The sequence below is a fragment of the Sphingomonas sp. KC8 genome (assembly GCF_002151445.1).
GTDB lineage: Bacteria > Pseudomonadota > Alphaproteobacteria > Sphingomonadales > Sphingomonadaceae > Sphingomonas_E.
In genome coordinates, this window is record NZ_CP016306.1 from 624,577 (window position 1) to 648,974 (window position 24,398).

Below are 24,398 nucleotides of genomic sequence, written 5' to 3' on the forward strand. Positions count from 1 at the left end.
CCATCTTTAACAGGCTGCCGTCAATCCGCTTTATTGTGGTGCAACATCACTGATCAATATTGATCCAAAAGCTCGCCCAGTACCGCGCGCAGGGGCGCCAGATGGCCATCGAACATCTGCCACTGTTCCACCCCCGATCGAAAGATCGGCTGGCGGACCTGTTCGGAACTGGCGGTGCGCACGGCCCGTTCCGTTTCGTGGAACCGCAAACAGGCCGGATCGAAGGGCAGCGCCAGAAAATCGAGCAACCGCCGGACTTCGGTTTCGGTATTCTCAACCATCGCTTCATAATCGACGCGATGCACATATCCCGGCAGGGCGGCTTCGACGCCGGCCATCATTCGCGCATAATCGCGATAATACCGCCCAACCTCGTCCAGCGAATAGCTGAACGCCTGCCCGCGCGCGAAATGTTGCTTGAAGTTCGAAAAGCAGCAACCCAGCGGGTGCCGGCGCGCGTCGATGATCCGGGCCTTGGGCAGGATCAGCCGGATCAGTGCGACATGCATCCAGTTATTCGGCATCTTGTCGATGAAATGGGGGCGATCGGTTTTGCGGTGAATCCGGGTCCGTTCGAGATATTCTTCGCCCAGCGCCATCAGGGACGCCGGAGCGAGATCAGCCAGTGATGCTGGATAACGCTTATCTTCATCCGCCGCGCCATCACCCAGCCTGCGTGCGATCGTGACGATATCCGGCAGTTCCTGGGTGCCTTCGACAAGCGGGTGGCTGGACAGGATCTGCTCGATCAGCGTCGATCCGGCACGCGGCATTCCGACAATGAAGATAGGATCGGGCGCCGGACATCCCTGCCCTGCCCGCTTGGCAAAAAATTCCGGCGTCATCAGCGCAATCGATCGATCGACATATGCCGTCGTCTGATCGGCGTCATAATCGATCAGATCCCGCCGTTGCCGATTGCCCTTCGCATAATGAACGAAGGCAATATCAGTGCTGCCCGCATCCTCATGCGCCTTGCCAACCGCGAAATGCAGATGAAAGCGATCTTCGGGCGTGATCCCTTCGCCGAGCAGCGCGCCCTCCATCGCGGCTATGTCGGCATCATCGAGATGCACCGTCTTGAGATTGGCGAGGCTCCACCACGCTTCACCCAGGGCCGGGGCCAGCGCAATGGTGCGGCGATAGGCCGCAACGCTATCGGCCTGCCGCCCCACGGTTTTCAGCGTGTGCCCATAGCTCATCCACACTTTGGGTTCGTCAGGGCGCCGTGCAAGAACGGCTTCGAACTGGGCGATCGCATCGTCAAAATCGCCAATCCGGCCAAGGGCCGCCCCCTTGAGATTGCGATAGGCGGGATTGTCCGGCTCGCCTGTCAGCAGATGATCGAGTTCGACCAGCGCAGCCACCGCCTTGTTCTGACGGTGCAGCACCGTTGCCAGATTGAACCGCGCCGCCGCGAAACTCGGCGCCAGTTCCACGGCACGGCGCAACAGGCTTTCCGCATCGCCATAACGCCCGATGCGGCCAGCGAGTTCGGCGAGCATGCGGATCGCCGCGACGTCGGTCGGAAATTGCTTGAGGTGCGGCTTCAATATCCGTTCCGCCACGGCCAGGTTATTGTCACACAACGCTTCCGCGGCTTCGCGCAGACGCGGATCATTGACCGAGGCGCGGATGTGGCGGGCGTAAGCGGCATCCGCGCCCGGCCCGTCGCCTGTCAGGATCAATTGATCGCCCAGCGTACGCCACGCCTCCGCCGAACGCGGGTCCCGCGCAACCGCGCGACGCAGCGCGGCGATGGCATCGTCGCGCCGGCCGAGCGCGGCGAGCGCGCGACCACGCAGGACAAGTGCTTGCGGGTGATCGTTCGCCACCGTCAGGATGACGTCGGCTTGCTCCACCGCGAGTGCGGGATTGATTCTGAGCAGATCCTGGCCATGCGACAATGCAGCTGCGAGGTTCGTGGTCACCTGCGCTGCGCCGTTCGCCATGCCCCTCAATCCCCCGACACCGTTCAACCCGTCAAGTTGTGACGACAAAATCAGGACCTATCAAGCGACCCCGTCAAGGCAGGGTCGCCTTGGGAAAACCGCGCCAGCACGCGTCATACTCAGCCTGCATTTCCGGCAGCATCAACGCCCGGCCTGTCGGAACGAACGGCCAGCGGCTTTCGAACATGAAGGCCATCGTCCCGTCGATCTTTTCGGGGGCAAGATCCGCCTTGCTGGCCGCGCACCACGTTGCCACGTCCGGCCCGTGGCTCGTCATCAGATTGTGGATGCTCAACGCGCCGGGGGCAAAACCATCGGCCTTGGCGTCATAGCTGCCATGGATCAGTCCCATGCACTCGCTCATCATGTTGCGGTGAAACCATGGCGGACGGAACGTATCTTCGCCCACCATCCAGCGCGGCGGGAAAATCACGAAATCGCAATTGGCGGTGCCCGGCGTATCCGATGGTGCAGTGACAACCGTGAAAATCGACGGATCGGGATGATCGAAACTGACCGTGCCGATCGTGTTGAACCGCGCCAGATCATATTTCCACGGCGCGTAATTGCCGTGCCATGCCACTACATCGATCGGCGAATGATCGAGTTCGGTCACCCAAGGACAGCCCCGGAATTTCTGGATCAGGTCGAACGCTTCGTCGCGGTCCTCAAATGCGGCGACGGGCGTCAGGAAATCGCGCGGGGCCGCCAGGCCATTGGATCCGATCGGCCCCAGTTCGGGCAGGCGAAAGGGTTGCCCGTGATTTTCACCGATATAACCGCGCGCCGCGCCATCCGGCAGTTCGGCACGGAAGCGTATCCCGCGCGGGATGAGGGCGATTTCGCCCGGCGCGACGTCCAGCACGCCCAATTCCGTGAACAGCCGCAATCGCCCCTGTTGCGGCACGAACAGCATTTCCGCATCCGCATTGCAGAATGCGCGGACGGACATGTCGCGCGCGGCTCGGTAAATATGCACCGTCACGCCACCCAGCGCCGCAGGATCGCAGCTTGTGGCCATCGTCGTCATGCCATCGATCAGGTCGGCCGCATCGGCCGTATCGGCCAAAGGCGACCAGCGAAACCGGTTGGGCGCGAGCGGCGCGCCCCAGCCGTCCACCGCGAAGCCCGGCGCCCCGGCATAAGGGCGATAGGCGCCATGATCGCCGCTGGGGCGCAGCCGGTACAGCCAACTGCGCCGGTTGTCGCCGCGCGGGGCGGTAAACGCCGTCCCCGACACTTGTTCGGCATAAAGGCCAAAGGCCGGCCGCTGCGGCGAATTGCGCCCGACCGGCAATGCGCCCGGCACCGCCTCCGTCGCGAAATGGTTGCCGAAACCGGTCAGATAATCGGGCATGGCCGCCTCCGCTCTAGCCCTCCGCCTGCCCCGGGATCACGCCGCGGCGGATCTGGTCCAGTTCCAGGCTTTCGAACAGCGCCTTGAAATTGCCCTCGCCGAAACCGTCATTGCCCTTGCGCTGGATGATTTCGAAGAAGATCGGCCCGACCATGTTTTCGGTGAATATCTGGAGGAGGATGCCACCGCCCGTCTCCGGTGCGCCGTCGATCAGGATGCGACGTTTGCGCATTTCCTCCACATCATGGCCGTGGCCGGGCAGGCGCTGATCGATCATGTCGAAATAGGTGTCCGGGCTGTCCTGGAACCGTATGCCGTTCGCGCGCAGCCGATCGACCGTCGCGAAGATATCATCAGTGGCCAGCGCCAGATGCTGAATCCCTTCGCCCTTATATTCCTTCAGAAACTCCTCGATCTGGCTGTGCTCGTCCTGGCTTTCGTTCAGGGGAATGCGGATCTTGTCGTCAGGCGCGGTCATCGCCTTGGAAAACAAGCCAGTCGCCTTGCCCTCGATGTCGAAATACCGAATTTCACGGAAGTTGAAGATCCGCTCGTAGAAATCCGCCCAATAGGCCATCCGCCCGCGATTGACGTTGTGGGTCAGGTGATCGAGCGTGTGAAGGCCGACCGAGCGATCATCGCGTTGTGCGCCCGGCACCGGCTTGAAATCGACGTCGTAAATCTCCTGCGCGCCATAACGATCAACCAGATACAGGTTGGATCCGCCAATCCCTTCGATCGCGGGGATGTTCAGTTCCATCGGGCCGACCGGTCCCGTCACCGGCGTCGCCCCGCGCCGGACCGCTTCGTCGAACGCCTGCGCAGCATCCTTCACGCGGAACGCCATGGCGTTGGCCGAAGGGCCGTGCGCGGCCCTGAAATCGGCCACCTGCCCGCTTGCGTTCATGTTCAGGATGAAATTGATGTCGCCCTGGGCATAGCGGCGGACATTCTTCGAACGATGGTCCGCCAGATGGGTGAAACCCATGGCTTCGAACAATGTCGCCAGCGCCTGCGGATCCGGGCCGGTGAATTCGACAAACTCGAACCCGTCGAGACCCAATGGATTGTCATGCGGGGCGGCCATCACTCAAACTCCTGTCTCACAATCATTATTAGTATAATTTGAAACTATTATCGGATGCTGGCGGCGGCATCTTCCACCTTGCGCAGCAGGCCTTCGAGCGCGCCGCGCTCCCAATCGGCGAAACCCGCCAGCAACCGCGCCTCCAGCGCCAGCGCTTCGGGCGCGACCGCTTCATAGAGTGCGCGGCCGGGACCGGTCAGCGCCAGACGATGGGATCGCTGATCGTCATGATCGGATGACCGCGCCAGCAACCCCCGGCTTTCGAGTGTCTTGGCGGCCCGACTGACAGTCACCTTGTCCAGCCTCGCCCGCTCGACGATCGCGCGCGGCGCAAGCGGCGCGCCTTCGCCCAGGATCGCAATGACCCGCCATTCCGGGATGCTGATCCCAAATCGCCGTTGGTACAGGGTGGCGATTACCGCGCTCGCCGCGTTCGCCGCCACCGACAGGCGATAGGGAATGAAGCTGTCTAGGCTGAGTGACTGTGGGGGCATTGGTGCAATCTACCAACGTCGCGATATAGTTACAAGTGAAACCATATCGCCGCATTAACCGCCAAGTCCTTCGACACTAACGCATGGCTTGGCTATCGTACGGGCGATTCGGGAAAAAGAATGCAGGGTCGCGCCGCATCGGAACGGATCATCGCCGCAACCCGCGGCCGACCGAGACCGTAATATCGTTGCCGGTTTGCGCTTTTCTTTGAAGGCGCAGGCTGGCAGGCGACCGTGACGCGTGGGTGGGGGAGACGAGTGTGCGCAGCTTCAAGGGATTCCGGGCCATCCTTGCCACGGGGGTGGCGTTGGTGGCTTTTCCGTTCGCCGCGATGGCTGCGAACGATGATCGTCCCAGCCTGCAGGACAGCTTTCGTCTCGGCGGCCAGCAAGGCGTGCTCTGTCAGGTCCAGTCCTCGTCGCTCGACCCAGCGATCACCGGCATGTTCGATCGGAGCTATGCGATCGTATGCCGCGATGCCGCAACGCCGGTCGGCCGGGTTTACGCCTTGCGCGCCGGCGCAAACGACCCTTCCGCGCGGCTTCAGGCGATCCGCGCCGGCATCACGACGTGCACCGCCCCCACCGGCCGGGCATCGCTGCCCGATATCGGTGATGTCACCGTCACCGATTGCGATCTGAAGGGCAATGATGTCGATTACCGGGTATATTCCGTCCAGCGCGGCAAGACGCTGTACGTTGCCGAAGGGCTGGCCGGTTACGATAGCGCGCTGACGCTGGCGCTGCGCACCATCGCCACCGACCGGATGATCGAAGGCACCGTCGATGTGGCGACAACCGCCGTATCCGATCCCGCCGCTTTCGCCCGTGTTCAGGCCGGCTCGCTGGATATCGATACGGCGCTCGCGGAAGGCTATCGCCGCAACAATAGCGGCTCTTATGCCGAAGCCGCCGAATTTTTCGATACGCTGTTGCAGCGCGCCGAAGGCGGCAAGGTCAGTCAGGCCGCCCTGGGCGAATATGTCGTCAACCGCGCGCTCCAACGATCGAATCTTGGCGAGTTCAGCGAGGCGGAGGCCCTGTTCCAGCAAGCCAGCCTGATCCCGACGGCGGATCCGGTTCAGCTTCGGCTGCGGCGAAACTTCACGGTCATGCACCTGATCAACCAACGCAAACTGGACGATGCGACGGCCGAACTGGATCGCAAGCTCGCCGCCATCGGAATTGTGGGCGGGCCTGCTGCCGCCGGGGTGATCGATGCCGATGTCGCCGCCGGCCTGAACAGTTCGGCCCCCCTCATCCGGCAATTGGGCGGCACGGAAACAACCTCGCTGACCGAAGAGGAAAAGGCCGCGATCCTCGACGCCCAGGCGTTGCAATTGCGCGGCACGGTGCTGCGGCTTGAAGGAAAGGCGGTCCCGGCCCGCGCGGCGCTGACCAGCACGCTCGATCAGTTGATGGCGATCCGCGGCGGCCGTGTCACGTCGATCACCCGCCTGCGGGCACAAACCATGGCCGAACTATCGGCGATCGCCGAATCCTCCGGCAACCAGGGTGAAGCAGAAGCGCTGCTGCGCAATGGGCTGGCCCTGCTGGAAGGCGAATATCCCCGTTCGGTCGCCGTTGCCGCGGCCAAGGCCCGGCTCGCCGCTTATCTTTCCCGGCGGGGGCAGGATCAGGCGGCGTTGAACCTGTACCGCGATGTGATCCGCTCGGTAACGGATATCGGCACGACGACAGCCGGGTTCGAAAATCTTATCGCGCCCTATTTCGCCTTGCTGACCCGGCTGATGCCCCGGCAGCCTTCGCTGGTGCAGGATTTCTTCCTTGCCAGCGAAACCCTGGTTCGCCCCGGGGTTGCGGACACACAGGCCGTGCTCGCCCGCGAATTGAGCGGGGGCAGCGACGAAGCCGCCAGATTGTTCCGCCAGTCGGTGACGCTGACCCGCGATATCGAACGATCGCGGATCGAACTTGCACGGCTGGATGCCCTGCCATCCCCCAATGCGGACGATCAGGCCCGCATGACGGCACTGCGGCAAAGCCTGCGCGGACTGGAAACGGATCAGGTCGCCACCCAATCCAAACTTGGCCAATATCCGCGCTATCGTGCAGTTTCGACGCAGGCGATGGCCCTGGGCGATCTGCAAAAGGCGCTGCGGCCGGGCGAAGGCTATCTGAAGCTCGTTCTGGTCAGCAACGCGATCTACGGCATCTGGGCGACCCCGGATACGGCCACGGCCTATCGCGCCAACATCAGCGCGGCCGATCTCGACCGCAAGGTCGATGCGCTGCGCGACACCATCTCCGTCGAGGAAAATGGCGAACGCCTGACATACCCCTTCAATCTCAGGCTGGCGCGGGAACTCTATGTCGATCTGCTCGCCCCGATCGGCGATCGCCTGAACGGTGTGGGCCATCTCATTTTCGAGCCGGCCGGCGGGATGCTGCGCCTTCCCCCCGCATTGCTCGTCACCGATCAGGCCGGGGTCGACGCTTATTATGCCCGCCTGAAAAAGCCCAAGGCGGACGATTTTGATTTCCGCGGCGTGGCCTGGCTGGCCCGCAAGGCCGATATCAGCACGGCGGTATCCGCCCGCGCCTTCCGGGATGTGCGCGGTGCCGCGCCATCGGCGGCGAAGCACGAATTTCTTGGTCTCGGCCAGAATGCGCCGGTCTCTCCCTTCGTTCAGCTGACGTCGAGCCGCGGCGTTTCATCCACCGGCGCGATCGATTGCGATTGGCCGCTCGCCGCATGGAACAGCCCTATTCAGGCCACCGAACTGAAAACCGCCCAGACGATTATCGGGGGCGGCAATTCGGCGGTGATCACGGGTGCGGACTTCACCGACACGGCGGTGATGACCAAGCCGGACCTGAACCAATATCGCATCCTGCATTTCGCCACCCACGGCCTGGTCACTGCGCCACGCCCGGAATGCCCGGCCCGCCCGGCGCTCCTCACGTCGTTCGGGGGGGCGCAGTCGGACGGTCTTTTGACCTTCAAGGAAATTTACGATCTGCGGCTCGATGCCGATCTCGTGATCCTTTCCGCCTGCGATACGGCGGGCAAGGCCACCGTCGCGGCGACCCGCGAAGCCGGCATCACCAGCGGCGGCGGCAACGCGCTCGACGGGCTGGTCCGCGCCTTCATTGGTGCTGGCGGCCGTTCGGTGCTCGCCAGCCATTGGCCGGCGCCCGATGATTTCAAGGCAACCGAACGCCTGATCGCCAGCCTGTACGAAGCCAAGCCGGGCACGTCGGTTGCCGGCGCGCTGCGTACCGGTCAGTTGATGCTGATGGACGACGCCCCGACCTCGCACCCTTATTACTGGTCCGATTTCGTGATCATCGGCGATGGCGCACAGCCTGTGCTGAAGCATCGCTGACACAGGCGATGGCAACGGCAGACGGTGAACCGCCCATTGATGCAGGCGAAAGGCTGACACGCTCTGCGGCCAGCCTTGGCGTGCGCATGCGCCGTTCCCTTCGCCGTATCGGCCCATGGCGGCTGGCCGTCACCCTGCTGTTCCTCGCGCTTGCCCTGTTCATCGCCCGATACAGCTGGGAACGGGTGCCGGTTGCCGCCGATATCGAACGCATGCTCTACGATCTGCGCGCGACGGCGACCGCGCCAAAGATCGAACAGGACAGCCGGATCGTCATGGTCGTGTTCAACGATCAGACGCTGATCGAAACGGGGCGCCGTTCGCCGCTCGACCGTGTAACGCTGGCCAAGGCGCTCGCCAAACTCGATGCCCTTGGCGCAAAGGCCATCGGGATCGATATCCTGATCGACCAGGCAACGCCCGAGGATGCTCAACTGGTCGATGCGTTCAAGGCACTGCGCACGCCGACCTACCTTGCCTTCGTATCGGCGGAAACCAATCCCGATTTCGTCGAATTCGGGCAGGAGGAATTTCTGCGCGCGTTTCAGCAATCGATTGCCGGTGGCGCGGTGAAGCCCGCCAGTGTGCTGCTCGAACAGGACCGCACCGATAATGTGATCCGCAGCTGGCCGCATCAGCCCGCCAACCTGCCCCCGCTTCTGGTCAATGCCATGACGGCGGTGCACCCCGAATTTCGCCAATATACCGGCGCCATCCGGTTTCGCGCGCCGGTTGATGCCGAACGCCCGGTTTTCGCAAAGCTGCCGATCCAGCTTTTCACCGGGGATTTTCCAGCCGATGCGCTGCGCGACCAGATTGCCGGCCGTTATGTGCTGATCGGTGGCGATATTTTCGATGTCGACCAGTTCGAAACGCCCTCCACACGCACCGATGGCGGCACGACGATCGGGCTGGAAGTGCATGCCCATATGCTGGCGCAATTGCTTGACGGCGCGATGTTCAAGGCCGTGCCCGGCTGGCTGTTGTGGACTGCGGCGATCCTGGTGATCATCGCCGGCGCGCTGACCAGCATGCTCGACGTCCGCCCCTGGCTGCTCGGCTTGATTTTGATTGCCCAGATCGCGTTGATCCTCACCATTCCCTATCTGGCCCAGGCACAGAATGTGGACACCCAGTTCCTGCCGGTGTTCGGCTGGATCGCGGGATGGTTCCTCGCCTTTGCCGCGGTCGGCACGGCGGCACGGGCGGTCGGGTCGGAACAGCGCCGTTTTGCCCAATCCGCGCTCGGCAAATATCTTCCCCGCGATGTCGCCAATCTCATCATGCGCGATCCCGACCGGCTGGCGCTGCATGGTGAAAAGCGTGAAATCTATGCGCTGTTCACCGATCTCGAAGGCTTCACCAAACTCAGCCACGCGATCGCGCCGGAAATGGTGGCCTTCCTGCTCAATCGCTACCTGGACATGCTGAGCGAAACCGTGCTGCGCCACGGCGGCACCATCGACAAGTTCGTCGGCGATGCCGTGGTCGCCTTCTGGGGCGCCCCCATTGCCCGGCCCGACGATCCCGACCGCGCGACGGCGGCCGCGCTTGCCATGTACGAAGCCGGTGAAGCATTTCGGCGCAGTGCTCCCCAGGGCGTGCCGCCGATCGGCTGCACCCGGGTCGGGTTGCATTTCGGCGAGGCGATCGTGGGCAATTTCGGCGGCGATGGTCGTATTCAATATACCGCGCTGGGCGACAGCATGAATACCGCCGCCCGGCTGGAGAGCGCGAACAAGCAGCTCAAGACCACCATTCTGGTCAGCGAAACCGTCGTCACCCGATCGACATTTGCACATTTTCGTCCGATGGGCCGCGTCGCTGTGCGCGGTCGATCGACCCCCTTCGCCGTATATGAACCGGTGCCTCATCTTCCGATCGAAGATGTGACCCGTCTCACAGCGTTGGTCGCGCAATTCGACGAAGGAGATTTTCAGGCTCTTGAAGAGCTGGAAGCATATGCAGCAGAGCACCCGGAGGATGCGGCCATCGCCAATCTGGTGTACCGTCTGCGAACAGTGGGACCGGGAGGTAGCTTTGTCTTGGATTGATCTTGGGAAGCCAGCGGCAGCCGTTGCTGCGTTGATGATTGCAACCGTCAGCGTCGGGGCATCGGCCGCCACGCTGGTCGTCCGCTCCAGCGGGCCATCCGCCAAGAGCTATCCCGCCGGCAAGCAACTGGCCGACAGCAGCAAGATCGCGCTGAAGGCCGGCGATCAGGTGGTCATTCTCGACAGCCGTGGTACCCGCACATTGAAGGGACCCGGAATTTTCAGCCCGACCCTGCCGTCCAATCAGGCCAGCGATTCCCGCGAAACCTTTGCGCAGGTTTCCAGTCGCCGCGCCCGCCCGGGGGCGACCCGCGGCGTACAGCCGGCGGCTCCGCCTGCCGCATCGGGCCGTAGCCCGAACATCTGGTTCGTCGACGCCGAACGCTCGGCCACCGTCTGCGTGGCCGATCCGTCGGCAGTCACCCTGTGGCGCCCCGAAGGCGGCCCGATGACGACCGCCACGCTGGCCCAGGTCGGCAGCGACCGGACGGAAACGGTGCAGTGGCTGCAAGGCCAGTCGAAGCGGCCGTGGCCGGCGTCCCTGCCCGTCACGGATGGCGCGCAATATCGCGTCACATGGGAGGGCCAGGCCGCTCCCACCGAATTGCGGTTCGCCCTGCTCGGCCCCACGACGTCGGGACTGGAGGACATGGCGTCCAAGCTAATCACCCGTGGATGCACCGCCCAGCTCGATCTGCTGATCGAAACCGTGGCGATCCCCGATGGCGCCAGCAAACCCGGTGGTTAACCGCCTGTTACGGCTTGAACCGTTAGAATTTGGCTGGTAGCCGAATGGCCATGCGGCACGGGGGCCAACCCCCGGTCGCGGCATCCCTGGGTCGCGGTGATGCACATGACAGATCGGCCGGTTGATCCGGCATAGATGAACCGTATCGATGTTTTCGCTGCCCGGCCCACTCCCGAATTTCCGATGATATTTTTGGGTAACCGGATAGCGATGCCACCGGCTGCGGGGCGCCACCCGAAAGGTGGCGCATGACAGAATAAGGGCGCGAGGGGGCGCACATATGAAATCACTGGCCCGGTCGACTGTTTCGCTGCTGGCACTTTCCATGTTCGCGACGGGCACACCGTTGGCAGCTCAGGTTGCTGTTGGCGGCGCGCCAACCCGCGAGGAAATCGAACGCAAGCCGCTCGCGCCCGCACCGCAAACCGCGCCGCGGCTTACGGTGCAAGGCGGCATCGAACGCGCCCCCTGCCCGCTTGCCGACGAACGCTTCAAGGATATCACCGTCACCCTGTCGGACGTGCAGTTCGATAATCTGCGCGCGGTCGAACCGGCTACGCTGCGTCCGGCGTTCGAAGCCTATATCGGGCGCACCGTGCCGATCGCCACCGTTTGCGAAATTCGCGACGCGGCCGCCACGATCCTGCGCCGCGCCGGCTATCTCGCCGCGGTTCAGGTGCCGGCCCAGCGCATCGAAAATGGTGTGGTTCATTTTGATGTCCTGATGGCCAAGCTGGTCGCCATTCAGGTTCGCGGTGATGCCGGCCGCGCGGAGCAGCTGATTGCCGGGTATCTGAACGAAATCAAGGGACGGGAAGTCTTCAACGAAAAGGAGGCGGAACGCTATCTGCTCCTTGCCCGCGACCTGCCGGGTTTCGACGTTCGCCTGCTGCTGCGCCCGGCTGGCACCGCGCCGGGCGAAGTGATCGGCGAGGTATCCGTCCAGAAGACACCGTTCGTAATCGATGCCAGCGTCCAGAATTTCGGTTCGCATGAAGTCGGCCGGTGGGGCGGTCAGGTCCGTGGCGAGGTTTACGACCTGCTGGGCCTTGGCGACCGCGCAACCATCGGTTTCTTTGCGACACCCGAATTTGACGAACAGCGTGTACTGCAACTCGGCTACGATATGCGGATCGGCAGCGAAGGGATGACGCTGGGCGGACGTTTCACTTACGCATGGTCAGAACCCGATCTGGGCGATCCCGGCAATGGGCGGGTGAAATCGGAAACATTGCTGGCTGGGGTCGAACTCGCTTATCCGGTGGTGCGTCGCCAAACAATGAACCTTCGCGCCGCAATCGGCTTTGACTATATCGATCAGGATGTCCGTTTCGGCAGCAGCAGCGGTTTCCAGCCGCTGACGCGGGATCGGTTGCGTGTTCTGTACGGACGCGCCGATTTCGACATGGCCGATCGGGAAAGCCTGATGAGCGTGGCTGGTTTCAACGTGGCCGAACCGCGCTGGCGTTTGGCCGGGTCGTTTGAATACCGGCACGGAATAGACGTGTTCGGGGCCACCGATGGCTGCGGGCCATCGCCCTACCTCGCCTGCTTTGCCAGTGGCACGATTGCCCCCAGCAAGGTGGAAGCCGATCCCACCGCATCCCTGGTGCGTTTCAGCGGGATCGGCGAATTTCGTCCGCGTCCTACCATCGCCTTCACCCTTGCGCCGCGCGCCCAATATACGCGCAGCGCCCTCCTCAGTTATGAGGAGTTTTCCGGCGGCAATTATACGATCGGGCGGGGCTATGATCCCGGCGCGCGAACGGGCGACAGCGGTGTCGGTTTCCAGGCGGAGATGCGCGTCGGACGGATGTCCCCCAACTCCCGCGATGATCTGGCGTTCCAGCCGTTCGTGTTCTTCGACAAGGCGTGGCTGTGGAATCGCCGTTCGCCGGTGACACCGCTTGTCGCCGATCCGCAGGAATTGTCGTCGGCGGGCGGCGGCGTACGGCTGGTTTATGGCGATCATGCCCGGTTTGATGTGACGCTGGCCAAGCCACTGCAAAAAATACCGATGAGCACCAGCACCGGCGAAGTGATGCGCAGGCCCGATACCCGGCTGCTCGTTTCGCTGACCACCAGGCTTTTTCCCTGGAACCGGTAACGGCGGCGCAGACGGCAAAATCGTACCAATATTGACAGGTTGAGGGGTTGAGTATGTCCGGCATCGGTATCGCACCGCAAGAATCGCCCCGGCGATCGCGCCGCCCGCTCCTTTCCAGCTGTGCGCTCGCCGCTGCGATGGTCGCGCTCGGCCAGTCGCCGGCGTTTCAGTCGCCGGCGTCGGCGCAATCCTATCTGGGCACCGTATTGCCGGGGTCGACGGGCGCCACCGTCAACAACAGCGTCCCTGGGCTGACCACCGTCACCGTCACCGCACCCACCGCCATCATCAACTGGCAGCCAAACGACACATCCGCCGGCACCACCCCCATCCAGTTTCAAGCCCCAGGCCGAACCACGAATTTCGAAAGCACGGGCAGCGATTATACAGTTCTGAACCGCATCCTCCCCACCGGTGCCGCGACGGGGCGTTCTGTCCTGCTGAACGGCACGACCAACAGCTATATCGGATCATCGATCAGCGGTGGCGTGCGTGGTGGCGCGGTATGGTTCTACAGCCCCGACGGCCTGATCCTCGGATCTTCGGCATCGCTGAACGTCGGCAGCCTTTTGTTGACCACGCGGGCGATCAGCGATTCTGATTTCCTGACGGGCAACGGCGTTTATAACTTCGGCTCGGCTGACAATAGTCGCTCCGCGATCACCATCGCCGGCGCGACGATCGACGCGCAATATGATTCCTCGCTCGGCATCAGTTCCTATATCGCGATGGTGGCCCCACGCGTGACCCAAAGCGGCTCTGTCCGCGTCGATGGATCGGCTGCTTATGTTGCCGCCGAACAAGCGCGCATCACCATCAACAACGGCCTGTTCGGCATCGAGGTGCAAAGCGGCAGCGCGGTGGACGGAAGCATTCCGGGCGATGACGTCACACTGAACCATACCGGCACCACGGGCGGCCCGGCTTCTGCCAGCGCCAGTGATCCTCAGGCCATTTATATGGTCGCCATTCCGAAGAACCTGGCCGTGACGATGCTGGTCAACGGCAATGTCGGCTATGATGCCAGCAGTGCCGGTGTGGAAAATGGCGTCGTGGTTCTGTCGGCGGGTTCCAATATCGATTCCGCCGGCGTCATCACGAACGGCCCCGCAAGCGGCGTGGGCGCCAACGCCACACTGGTCGGCGGCACATTTTCGTCCAGCACCACCATCCACGCCCGCACCGATGCGCAGGTTCGCGGGAACCTCACGCTCGTCGGCGATCTGACCGTCAACGCCGGTCGCAACGCGGTGGTTGATCTGCAGGCGGGCCGATCGATCATCGTTACCGGCATGCTCGGCGTTCGGACATTGAACACCGACGATTTCGGAAATTTTGCCCGCGGCACCGCTGCGATCGATCTTGCTACTAACGCATCGCTTAGTGTTTCCGGTTCTACTTCGGTCGACGCCAGCACGCTGCAACCCGATGCCCCACAAGGGGGGATCGCGCGCATCACCGCCGGATCGGGGGCCAGTTTCACAACCGCTTCGCTCGCCGTTCGCGCAGATGCGTCTAGCTTTGCCGGCAACGCACTGGGCGGCAACGCGTCCGTGTCGCTGGTCGGGGCCAGCCTCAGCGCGGGTGTGGTAACGGTCAGTGCAGAGGGCAATGGCGGCGCTGACATGATTGGCGCCAGCGGCACCGGCGGCACTGCATCGATCACCGTTGGCAGTTCCACGCTCAACATAACGGACGGCATCTTCGTCCGGGCAAACGGCACTGGTGGCGGCGGGTTCGATGGCGGCACGGGCGGCATTGGCACGGGCGGCAATGCCAGCTTCACCACCACCGGCGCGACGACGAACGTGTCGACGCAAGGTCCCATCTCCATAACCGCCGAAGGATATGGCGGTGGCAACGGAACCGACGGAATCGGTATCGGCATCAATGCCGGGGCTGGCCGTGGCGGCACAGCCAGCTACAGCCAGTCGGGCGGAACAGTATCGGCAGGCAATGTCCTGGTCAGCGCGACAGGCATCGGCAGCGATGGCCTCGGTTCGTTCACGCTTGCCTTGCCTGGTGGCAATGGCGGCGACGGCGTGGGTGGAACCGCGACATTTGCGAACAGCGGCACGCTGGACGTCAACAGCGTCGATGTCGTGGCGCATGGACGCGGCGGCAATGGCGGCGACGGCTTCGAATTCGGATATGGCACCGGCACCAGCCCCGACGGGGGCAATGGCGGCAATGCGATTGGCGGCACCGCCAGCTTCACGCTGACCGGCAGCACATTTGCGTCGTCCATGTCCCTGGGGGCGGATGCCCGGGCCGGATCTACTGGCAATTCCCAGTTTGGCGCGCTCGGCAACGGCGGCAATGCCACCGGCGGCAACGCCAACCTCCATCTGAACGGCGGCGCGCTGGATATCGGCTCGCCGCTCACCATCAGTGCCGATGGTAATGGCGGCTTCGGCGTCACGGGCGGCTTCGGTCGCGGCGGAAGTGTCGACATGCTGGTAACCTCCGGCGGCACCTTCACTAACGCCGATAATTTCTTTGCCTTGTCGGCAGCCGGCGCAGGTGGCGGAACCCCGCGCACGGCCCCCGGCGAAGTGGGTGGCGCCGGCACAGGCGGTACGGTTGCCCTCACCGTGACGGGCGCGGACCTGGTTTTATCGGGCGATTTCGAACTCAACGCCATGGGGCGCGGTGGATCGAGCGCAGGCACCGGCGGGGCGGCGGCGGGTGGCGATGTCACCGTTACCGTCAATGGCGGCGGCACGCTGGATGTCGCGGGCAACCTTGTGATGAACGCGGGCGCCAATAACCGCGAAGGCACGGATTACGGCGACGGTGTCAACGGCGGCGCGGCAAGCGGCGGATCAATCGTCCTTGCTCTGGCGGGTGACGCCAGTCTGTCCGCCGATCAGATGGAGGCCGACGTCGATGCCATTGGCGGCGACGGCGCTTATTCCGGCATGGGCGGCGCTGGAACGGGTGGCACGATCAGCATCGATATCGCCGCCGGTTCGGCAGGCAGCGTGATCGATCTTGGTTCGGCCTTGCGCCTGAACGCAGGCGGTCGCGGTGGTGGCATCGGTTTTGCCAGCTTCAGCGCCACGGGCAATGGCGGCCGTGGCGGCAACGGAACCGGCGGTGACATCGCCATGCGCACCGGCAGCGGCACCGTCACCATTGGTGGCTCCGTCAGCATCACCGCTTCCGGCAGTGGTGGTCGCATAGCAGATTTCGGCGGCGGCGTGATCGGGAATGCTGGCGCCGGCACAGGTGGCAACGCCCTGCTCGATACGGGCGCAGCCGCATGGACATTGGATGATCTTTCGATCGACGTATCGGGTTATGGCGGATTTGCCGGCGAATCCGGCTACGGCATTGGCGGCGCTGGCGGTGCGGGCACCGGCGGCATCGCGCGGCTAGTGATCGGCACGGGATCATTGAACGCCACCTCCGTCTTTATCGATGCCAGCGGTTTCGGCGGCAATGGCGCGGATGGTGGCGTCGATGCGGTGCTGGGCACTGTCGCCGCCGGCAAGGGTGGCGATGCGACGGGCGGCTTGGCCGGCGTCACCATCAATGGCGGCACGCTGACTTCGAACAGCACGAACGTCCATGCCGATGCCGATGGCGGACATGGTGGAAATTTCTTTGGTGACGGGCCTGCCGGCGCCGGCGGCAACGCGCTTGGCGGGGGCCATGGCGGAACAACCGGCGGCGCCACGATCGCCATCACCGGCGGCGGCAGCCTCGCCAGCCCGGACGTCACGGTGTCCGCCACTGGTTTTGGTGGCAGTGGCGGGTTCATCGGTGGCTCGCAATTCAGCGGCACCGCGGCGGCCGGCGGCAACGCCACCGGCGGCCGGGCGAACATCATGCTGGCGGGCGGCAGTATCAACACCGTAACGGCGCGTATCGATGCCGGTGCGACGGGGGGTGATGCAGCCGGCAGTTCGTTCGGCGGCGCGGTCGGAAAAGCGGGTTCGGCGACGGGCGGCACGGCCGAATTGACGCTCGACGCAAGCGACGCGACCTTTGATAATCTGACCGTGACGGCATTCGCCAGCGGTGGCGGCTACAGTTTCGTCGAGACAGGCGACGCCCAGGGCGGCACGGCACGCATCGCAACCGTCGGCGGATCGCTGGCCATCAATCAATCCCTGCTGCTGACGGGCGGCGCGCAAAGCCGGGCCGGCTCCGGCCCGTCCCCGTCCGTCGTGGGCGGCGTCGCAGCGTTCGAAGCGGCGGGCGGCACAGCGATCGATTTCGGCCTGGGGACGCTGATCGTCGATGCCGCCGCGATGCTGCTGCCGAATGACGACGGCTTCGGGTTCAGCAATTTTGCGTTCACGCCGCTGCCAGCCTCGCCCGGGACGGTCATTGGCGGCGATGCGTCGCTCGTCCTGAACGGCGTGACCCTCAACCTTGCCGGGGATCTCCAGCTTAACGGCAATGCCGACGGCATCGTCCCCGGTACATCGGCACAAGGGGGCAGTGCTACCCTGACGGTCAGCAACGGCGGCGCATTGACGGTGGCCGGCATCGCGACGCTCAACGCCAACGGCGTGGCGGCTGATGGCGATATCGGCGGCACAGGCCAGGGCGGCACGGTCACGCTGCGGGCCGATGGCGGCGCGATCAACGCCGCGCAAATCATCCTTGAAGCGAATGGCACCGCAGGCGCATCCTTCTCCGGGCCGGGTGGTGCTGCCGCCGGCGGCGATATCCTCGTCGCCATAGGTTCCACCACCAGCCAGCCCGGTTCGATCGTCACCGACACGCTGACCGCAACCGCGATCGGCACGGGCGGATCCAGTATCGGATCAACGCCGGATGCTGGCGGCAACGCCACGGGCGGCACGATTACGCTGGCCGGAAATGGCACCGCCACGCCGGCCAATGGCCTCATCCTCAGCGCTTATGGATTGGGCGGCACATCCTCCAGCGGGGGTGTGGCCGGCACCGGAACCGGTGGCGATATCCTGTTCGACGGCGGTTCGGTTGACACGGCCGGCCCTGTCACGCTGACTGCCGGCGGCGGTATCACCTTGCAGGCCGGCGCGCTCGCCCGTTCCGGCGCGGACGCGACGTTCACCGCGGGTGGCGATATTCAGGTGCTCGGCGGATCAGCGGTGCAATCCGATGGGGCCGTCACGCTCACGGCTGGCAGCGGAACCGGTGGCGATATCGTGCTCGACGGCGGTTCGGTTAACGCGGGCGGCACGGCGGCATTGTTCGCCGGCAATGATATTCGCCTGCTGGCGGGGTCGGCCGTCCGGTCGAACAGCGGGATCAGTTTCTACGCAGGGCGCGATGCGCTGATCGGCGGCGCGGTTTCACTCACCAATGCCCCCGCCAATGGATCGATCCAGATCTTCGCCACCAATATGATCCGTGTCGACACCGCCAGCGGGTCGATCGTCGCGACCGATCAGGCGGGCGGCCTGGCTGGCCGGCTGGTGATGGATGCGGACAAAATCTTCGTCGGCACGCAACAGGCCTGGTCGGATATTGCGGACCTTACCAATGTCGACGCGATCGATTTGCGGCTCGGCAGGAATGACGGGATCGAAAACCCGCAAGGCTTCCTGCGGGCCAATGCGATCGATTTTCGCGTCCGCACCGGCCTTTACATCCAGAATTCCGGCACGAATTTGCGGCCTTCGGGTCAGCGGGCGGGCTTCACCGTTGGCGCCGGCGGCGCCACCATCGTGTATCTCAACGCCACCGGCGCGCCGATCCAGATCGTCATCAATGGCCGCCAGGCACTCAGCGACGGCACCTTCGCCACCGGCAAGGATCTGATCCCGTTGCTGACGATCGTCGGTTCCAGCGGTGGATCGAACAGCGGTTCGGGTTCGCCCGGCGCCAATGTCTCCGTCGTTTTTGATCCGCGCTCGACCGTCAATGGCTGCGTCATCACCGGGGATAGCTGCCGGTCGGATACGCCGCCATCCGTCGGCCTGCCGCAGCAGGACGTGATCGCCTCGCTTGGTGATGGCGACGAGGATTTCGACGGTGAAACCGGCCTTGTCCGGTCGCTCAACACGCCCATTATCCAGTTCGCCGAACTGACTGGCCTGTCGACGGAACCGATGATCGAACAGCCCGTAACGGGGGCCGGCAACGAAGGGCTGTGGCTGGATTCCGGCGGGCAGGATACTACCGGCGACATCCGCGATCAGGTGACGGGCACGCGCAAGGACGATGCGGATGCCGATGAGGCTGGCCAGACCGACACTTCGGTCAACCAGCAGGTGACGGGCACGCGCAACGAAAATCTGGATGAACCGGTAACGGGGACGCGGAACGAAAATCTCGATCAGCCGGTCGAACCAAAACTGCAATGAACGGGATTGGCGCAGCGTTGGTCGATGCGTTAGGAGCGCCATTCCCGTTCTCCTTCCGGTGATCCGATCCATGCCGCACACCCTGCCCGCCGGCCAGCCGCTGGTCCTGTTCAACAGCGTCACCCGCGCCACGGAAACGTTCACGCCGATCGATCCGGCGATGGCGAAACTCTATTCGTGCGGCCCTACCGTCTATAATTTCGCGCATCTCGGCAATTTGCGGGCCTACGTCTTCACCGATACGCTGCGCCGGGTGATCAACTGGAAGGGCTGGAACGCCACCCACGTCATCAACATCACCGACGTCGGCCATCTGACATCCGATGCGGATGAAGGCGACGACAAGATGGAACTGGCGGCCAAGGCAGCCGCGCGCACCATCTGGGAAGTCGCCGCCTTCTACACCGGTGCGTTCAAGGCCGATATCGCCCGGCTGGGCATTCTTGCGCCAACGATCTGGAGCGTCGCCACCGATCATATTCAGGACATGATCGCATTCGGCCGCGAAATCGATGACGCGGGCGCCACCTATGAATTGCCGTCCGGCCTCTATTTCGATGTAACCAAGGTGCCCGATTATGGCCGTCTTGCCGGTGCGCGGCCGGACGAGATGATAGGCCGTATCGAAACCGTCGAAGGCAAGCGCAACGCGGCGGATTTCGCGATCTGGCGCAAATCACCGGACGACAGCACCCGCCAGATGGAATGGGCATCACCCTGGGGCGTGGGCGCCCCCGGATGGCATCTCGAATGCTCGGTGATGAGCATGAAATATCTGGGCGAACAGTTCGATATCCATACCGGTGGGATCGATCATCGCGAAATCCACCATTGCAACGAAATCGCCCAGAATCAAGCCTTTACTGGCACCGCGGAAACCGGTGCCAACATCTGGATGCACAATAATTTTCTGGTCGATCGCGGCGGCAAGATGTCCAAATCCAAGGGCGGATTTGCGACCCTGCAATCGCTGGTCGATCGCGGTGTTCACCCGCTGGCCTATCGCTTGCTCTGCCTGTCGGCCCACTATCGCTCGGAACTGGAATTTTCGCCTGAAAATCTCGGGGCGGCGCTAACCCGTTTGAAGCGGCTTTTGATCGCGGTGGCGCAGCTTCGGGATAAAGCGGGTGTGCTTCCCTGGGCGCAGGTGGTGGCCGATGCCGGGGCAACCAAGGGGGCATCGCTGGCCTACCAGCGGTCCGTTCTCGAACATGGCTTGCCGGCTGATGCCGTGGCGTTGATCGCCCGATTTGACGAAGCGGTTTCCGCCGATCTGATGATCCCGCAGGCGCTGCCCCTGATCGAGGAAGCGGTCGCGAAAAAAGGCTGGTCACCCGAAATCCGGCTGCGTCTGGTCGCTACCTTCGATCTCGTGCTGGGTCTCGGGCTGTTGACCCTGGCACGCGCGGACCTGCGTATTCGTCCCGCCGACGCCACGATCACGGAAACGGAAATCGAAGCCCGTCTTGCCGATCGGCAGGCCGCCCGCGCGGCCAAGGATTTCGCGCAATCCGATGCCATTCGCGATGCCCTGGCGGCCCAGGGCGTGGATCTGATGGACGGCGATCCGTTGCGCTGGGAATGGCGGGTCGCGCTCGCCTGATCGGTGGCGCGCAACTCTACAAAACGCCTATCCCAAGCATCGGAAATGCCGTAGCCAAGACAGTGAAATAATAACGGTCGCATGATCTGGTCTGAAATCCGAAGCCGCGGTCTGGTGCCCTGTGCTTCGTCAGGGGAAGCGACATGGCAACAAAGGCGTCCGATCTTTTCGTTCAGTGCCTCGAACAGGAAGGCGTCGAATATATTTTCGGCGTCCCCGGCGAGGAAAATCTGGACATGCTGGACAGCCTCAGCCGATCGAAACAGATCAAGCTCATCCTGACCCGCCATGAACAGGGTGCCGGCTTCATGGCCGCAACCTACGGGCGCCATACCGGCAAGACTGGTGTTTGCATGGCGACATTGGGGCCGGGCGCCACCAACCTCGTCACGGCGGCGGCATATGCCCAGCTTGGCGGAATGCCGATCCTGATGGTCACCGGCCAGAAACCGATCAAGAAATCCAAGCAGGGCCGCTTTCAGATCCTCGATGTCGTATCGATGATGGGGCCGATCACCAAATATACCCACCAATTGGCAAGTGCGGACAATATCCCCAGCCGCATCCGCGAAGCGATCCGGGTGGCCGAAGAGGAAAAGCCGGGCGCGACGCACCTCGAATTTCCGGAAGATGTCGCCGACGAGCATACTGAAAGCCGGCCGTTGAAGCCAAGCCTCGCGCGGCGCCCCTCGGCCGAACCGAAGGCGGTGCGCGCGGCTGTCGAAAAGATCGAACGGGCCAAGGCCCCGATCCTGGTGATCGGCGCGGGCGCTAATCGCAAACTCACCGGCCGGATGCTCCTCCAGTTCATCGAAAAAACCGGTATCCCCTTTCTCACCACCCAACTCGGCAAGGGGGTGATCGATGAAAATCACCCGCTGTTTCTGGGCTGCGCCGCGCTGTCTTCCGGTGATTTTGTCCATCGTGCCGTCGAGGCTGCCGATTTGATCGTCAATGTCGGTCATGACGTGATCGAAAAGCCACCTTTCTTCATGCAGAATGGCGGCACCGAAGTGATCCACATTTCCACCCGTTCGGCGGAGGTCGATCCCGTCTATTTTCCCCAGATCGAGGTGATCGGCGATATCGCCAACGCCTTCTGGCAGATGAAGAACGATGTCGTGCCATCGGGCAGCTGGGATTTCGATTTCATGCTCCGGGCGCGCAAGGCGGAACAGGCCCATACCGCGTCGATCGAGGGCGATACCCGTTTCCCGATCTTCCCGCCTTATCTCGTCCGCGAAATCCGCAAGGCAATGCCGGCCAACGGCATCATCTGTCTCGACAACGGCGTCTATAAAATCTGGTTTGCGCGCAATTATTGCGCACGCCAGCCCAATACGGTGCTGCTGGACAATGCGCTGGCAACCATGGGCGCAGGGCTGCCATCCGCCATGGCATCGGCGATGGTGTATCCCGATCGCAAGGTGATGGCGATCTGTGGCGATGGCGGGTTCATGATGAACAGCCAGGAAATGGAAACCGCCGTCCGGCTGGGTCTAAATATCACCGTGCTGATCCTGAATGACGGCAGCTACGGCATGATCCGCTGGAAGCAGGCGAACATGGGGTTTGAGGATTGGGGGCTGACTTATGGCAACCCCGATTTCGTGAAGTATGCCGAATCCTACGGGGCCAAAGGGCATCGGGTCGAAAGCGCGGAACATCTGCCGCAATTGCTCGCCGCATGCCTCGATACGCCGGGCGTACACCTGATCGACTGCCCAGTCGATTATTCGGAAAACGATCAGATCCTGAACAAGGACATCAAAGACCTCAGCAAGAAGGTCTGAACCACGCCTGCCGGTTGACGAACGAGGCCATGATGAAGCTCAAGGACAGCTACCCGCTCTACCTCGCCAATGAAGCGCGGATGCCCAACACCGACCTCGCGGTGACGGACAAGTTCACCGGCGAAATCGCAACACGGGTGGCGATGGCGGATGCCACGACGATTGCGGCGGGGATCGCGGCGGCTGTCGAGGCGGCCGAGCCGATGGCGCAAATGGCATCCTATGAACGGCAGGCCGTACTCCAACATTGCGTCGATCGGTTCAAGGAACGCGCCGACGAACTGGCCTATGCGCTGTGCGTCGAAGCCGGCAAGCCGATCCGCGACAGCCGTGGCGAAGTCGGTCGTCTGATCGACACCTTCCGCATCGCCGCCGAAGAAAGCGTGCGGATGACCGGCGAAGTCCAACCGCTCGATATCAGTCCGCGGGCGAAGGGCTATCAGGGCATCTGGAAACGCGTGCCGATCGGCCCCTGCTCGTTCATTTCGCCTTTCAACTTTCCACTCAACCTCGCCGCCCACAAAGTCGCACCCGCAATCGCCGTCGGCTGTCCGTTCGTGATGAAGCCCGCCAGCCGCACTCCGCTCGGCGCAATCATCATGGGTGAGGTGCTCGCCGAAACCAACCTGCCGAGCGGCGCCTTCTCGATCCTCCCCGCGTCGCGCGACGGCGCGGACCTGTTCACCACCGACGATCGGTTGAAACTGCTGTCCTTCACCGGGTCACCTGATGTGGGCTGGGATCTGAAAGCGCGCGCCGGCAAGAAAAAGGTCGTGCTCGAACTTGGCGGCAATGCTGCTGTGATCATCGATGCCGATGCCGATCTGGACGATGCCGTCGATCGCACCGTGTTCGGCGCCTTCTATCAGTCCGGCCAGTCCTGCATCGGCGTCCAGCGCATCCTCGTCCACGACAAGGTTTATGACGCCTTCCGCGACAAGCTGGTTGCAAAGACAAGGACTTTGATCGCCGGCGACCCCCACGGCGAACAGACCTTCATCGGCCCTATGATCGATGTGAAGGAAGCCGCACGGCTCAGCGACTGGATTAGCGAAGCCACCGCAAAGGGCGCCACTTTGCTGTGCGGCGGCAAGCGTGACGGCGCAATGCTGGAAGCCACTTTGCTGGAACATGTTGGCCGCGACACCAAGCTCAACATCGAGGAAGCATTCGGGCCGGTCGCATTCCTCATTCGTTTTTCCGAATGGAACGAATCCGTTGCCATCGTCAATGATAGCAAGTTCGGCCTTCAGGCCGGGATTTTCACCCGCGATATCTTCAAGGTGCTGGACGCATGGGACAGGCTCGACGTCGGTGGCGTCGTGATCAACGATGTCCCCAGCTATCGGGTCGACAATATGCCTTATGGCGGGGTGAAGGATTCGGGCCTGGGCCGCGAAGGGATAAGGTTCGCGATGGAAGACATGACAGAAATCCGGAATCTGGTTATCCGCCGTCGCGCGCCATAATCCGCCAAATTCTGGCGTTTTGGGGCGTTATATTTCCTGTATTGCTTACTAAGCCGTCTTGCCTCTAGGGCGATTA

Annotated in this window: 12 protein-coding genes; 8 read left to right on the plus strand and 4 right to left on the minus strand. The window is 63.2% G+C overall.

Annotated elements, in window-relative coordinates; genetic code table 11:
- Window positions 1–53: 53 nt before the first annotated feature.
- From KC8_RS02970 to KC8_RS02985, 4 genes are all read right to left on the minus strand, one after another.
- Window positions 54–1,952, minus strand: a complete 1,899-nt coding sequence (locus tag KC8_RS02970; protein WP_010123576.1) for a tetratricopeptide repeat-containing sulfotransferase family protein — start codon at window positions 1,950–1,952, stop codon at window positions 54–56.
- 73 nt (window positions 1,953–2,025) lie between these two features.
- Window positions 2,026–3,309 carry a homogentisate 1,2-dioxygenase gene (gene hmgA, locus KC8_RS02975; protein WP_010123575.1) on the minus strand — a complete coding sequence of 428 codons (1,284 nt, stop codon included), beginning with the start codon at window positions 3,307–3,309 and terminating at the stop codon, window positions 2,026–2,028.
- Between the two features lie 13 nt (window positions 3,310–3,322).
- A complete protein-coding gene (gene hppD, locus KC8_RS02980; protein ID WP_010123573.1) occupies window positions 3,323–4,396 on the minus strand; it encodes a 4-hydroxyphenylpyruvate dioxygenase in 1,074 nt (357 codons plus the stop codon).
- 47 nt (window positions 4,397–4,443) lie between these two features.
- Window positions 4,444–4,890 (minus strand): MarR family winged helix-turn-helix transcriptional regulator, encoded by a 447-nt coding sequence (locus tag KC8_RS02985; RefSeq protein ID WP_010123570.1) that lies wholly within the window; start codon window positions 4,888–4,890, stop codon window positions 4,444–4,446.
- A gap of 260 nt (window positions 4,891–5,150) precedes the next feature.
- Here KC8_RS02985 and KC8_RS02990 point away from each other — a divergent pair, with 260 nt between their 5' ends.
- From KC8_RS02990 to KC8_RS03025, 8 genes are all read left to right on the plus strand, one after another.
- Entirely contained in the window at window positions 5,151–8,240 is a 3,090-nt protein-coding gene (locus tag KC8_RS02990) for a CHAT domain-containing protein (protein WP_010123568.1), read from the plus strand.
- An 86-nt stretch (window positions 8,241–8,326) separates the two neighbouring features.
- Window positions 8,327–10,294 (plus strand): adenylate/guanylate cyclase domain-containing protein, encoded by a 1,968-nt coding sequence (locus tag KC8_RS02995; RefSeq protein WP_050805348.1) that lies wholly within the window; start codon window positions 8,327–8,329, stop codon window positions 10,292–10,294.
- A gap of 34 nt (window positions 10,295–10,328) precedes the next feature.
- Window positions 10,329–11,042, plus strand: a complete 714-nt coding sequence (locus KC8_RS03000) for a hypothetical protein (RefSeq protein ID WP_010123565.1) — start codon at window positions 10,329–10,331, stop codon at window positions 11,040–11,042.
- Window positions 11,043–11,322: 280 nt separating this feature from the next.
- Complete coding sequence (locus KC8_RS03005) at window positions 11,323–13,149, plus strand: ShlB/FhaC/HecB family hemolysin secretion/activation protein (protein WP_010123563.1); 1,827 nt, start codon at window positions 11,323–11,325, stop codon at window positions 13,147–13,149.
- Between the two features lie 53 nt (window positions 13,150–13,202).
- The gene (locus tag KC8_RS20490; protein ID WP_086495514.1) at window positions 13,203–19,457 is read left to right on the plus strand and encodes a hypothetical protein; all 6,255 of its coding nucleotides are present in this window, start codon (window positions 13,203–13,205) and stop codon (window positions 19,455–19,457) included.
- Window positions 19,458–19,527: 70 nt separating this feature from the next.
- A complete protein-coding gene (gene cysS / locus KC8_RS03015; protein ID WP_010125094.1) occupies window positions 19,528–21,060 on the plus strand; it encodes a cysteine--tRNA ligase in 1,533 nt (510 codons plus the stop codon).
- A gap of 143 nt (window positions 21,061–21,203) precedes the next feature.
- Window positions 21,204–22,853: an acetolactate synthase large subunit gene (locus KC8_RS03020; protein WP_010125093.1), complete on the plus strand. Its 1,650-nt coding sequence runs from the start codon at window positions 21,204–21,206 to the stop codon at window positions 22,851–22,853.
- A gap of 32 nt (window positions 22,854–22,885) precedes the next feature.
- Entirely contained in the window at window positions 22,886–24,322 is a 1,437-nt protein-coding gene (locus KC8_RS03025; protein WP_029624472.1) for an aldehyde dehydrogenase family protein, read from the plus strand.
- The last annotated feature ends 76 nt before the right edge of the window (window positions 24,323–24,398 follow it).

Excerpts from the sequence above, each read along its gene's own strand:
- KC8_RS02985 (WP_010123570.1), bottom strand. The coding sequence starts at position 4,890 with ATGCCCCCACAGTCACTCAGCCTAGACAGCTTCATTCCCTATCGCCTG.
- hmgA (WP_010123575.1), bottom strand. The coding sequence starts at position 3,309 with ATGCCCGATTATCTGACCGGTTTCGGCAACCATTTCGCGACGGAGGCG.
- KC8_RS03000 (WP_010123565.1), top strand. The coding sequence starts at position 10,329 with ATGATTGCAACCGTCAGCGTCGGGGCATCGGCCGCCACGCTGGTCGTC.
- KC8_RS02970 (WP_010123576.1), bottom strand. The coding sequence starts at position 1,952 with ATGGCGAACGGCGCAGCGCAGGTGACCACGAACCTCGCAGCTGCATTG.
- KC8_RS02995 (WP_050805348.1), top strand. The coding sequence starts at position 8,327 with ATGCGCCGTTCCCTTCGCCGTATCGGCCCATGGCGGCTGGCCGTCACC.
- KC8_RS03025 (WP_029624472.1), top strand. The coding sequence starts at position 22,886 with ATGAAGCTCAAGGACAGCTACCCGCTCTACCTCGCCAATGAAGCGCGG.
- KC8_RS03020 (WP_010125093.1), top strand. The coding sequence starts at position 21,204 with ATGGCAACAAAGGCGTCCGATCTTTTCGTTCAGTGCCTCGAACAGGAA.
- KC8_RS20490 (WP_086495514.1), top strand. The coding sequence starts at position 13,203 with ATGTCCGGCATCGGTATCGCACCGCAAGAATCGCCCCGGCGATCGCGC.
- KC8_RS03005 (WP_010123563.1), top strand. The coding sequence starts at position 11,323 with ATGAAATCACTGGCCCGGTCGACTGTTTCGCTGCTGGCACTTTCCATG.
- cysS (WP_010125094.1), top strand. The coding sequence starts at position 19,528 with ATGCCGCACACCCTGCCCGCCGGCCAGCCGCTGGTCCTGTTCAACAGC.
- hppD (WP_010123573.1), bottom strand. The coding sequence starts at position 4,396 with ATGGCCGCCCCGCATGACAATCCATTGGGTCTCGACGGGTTCGAGTTT.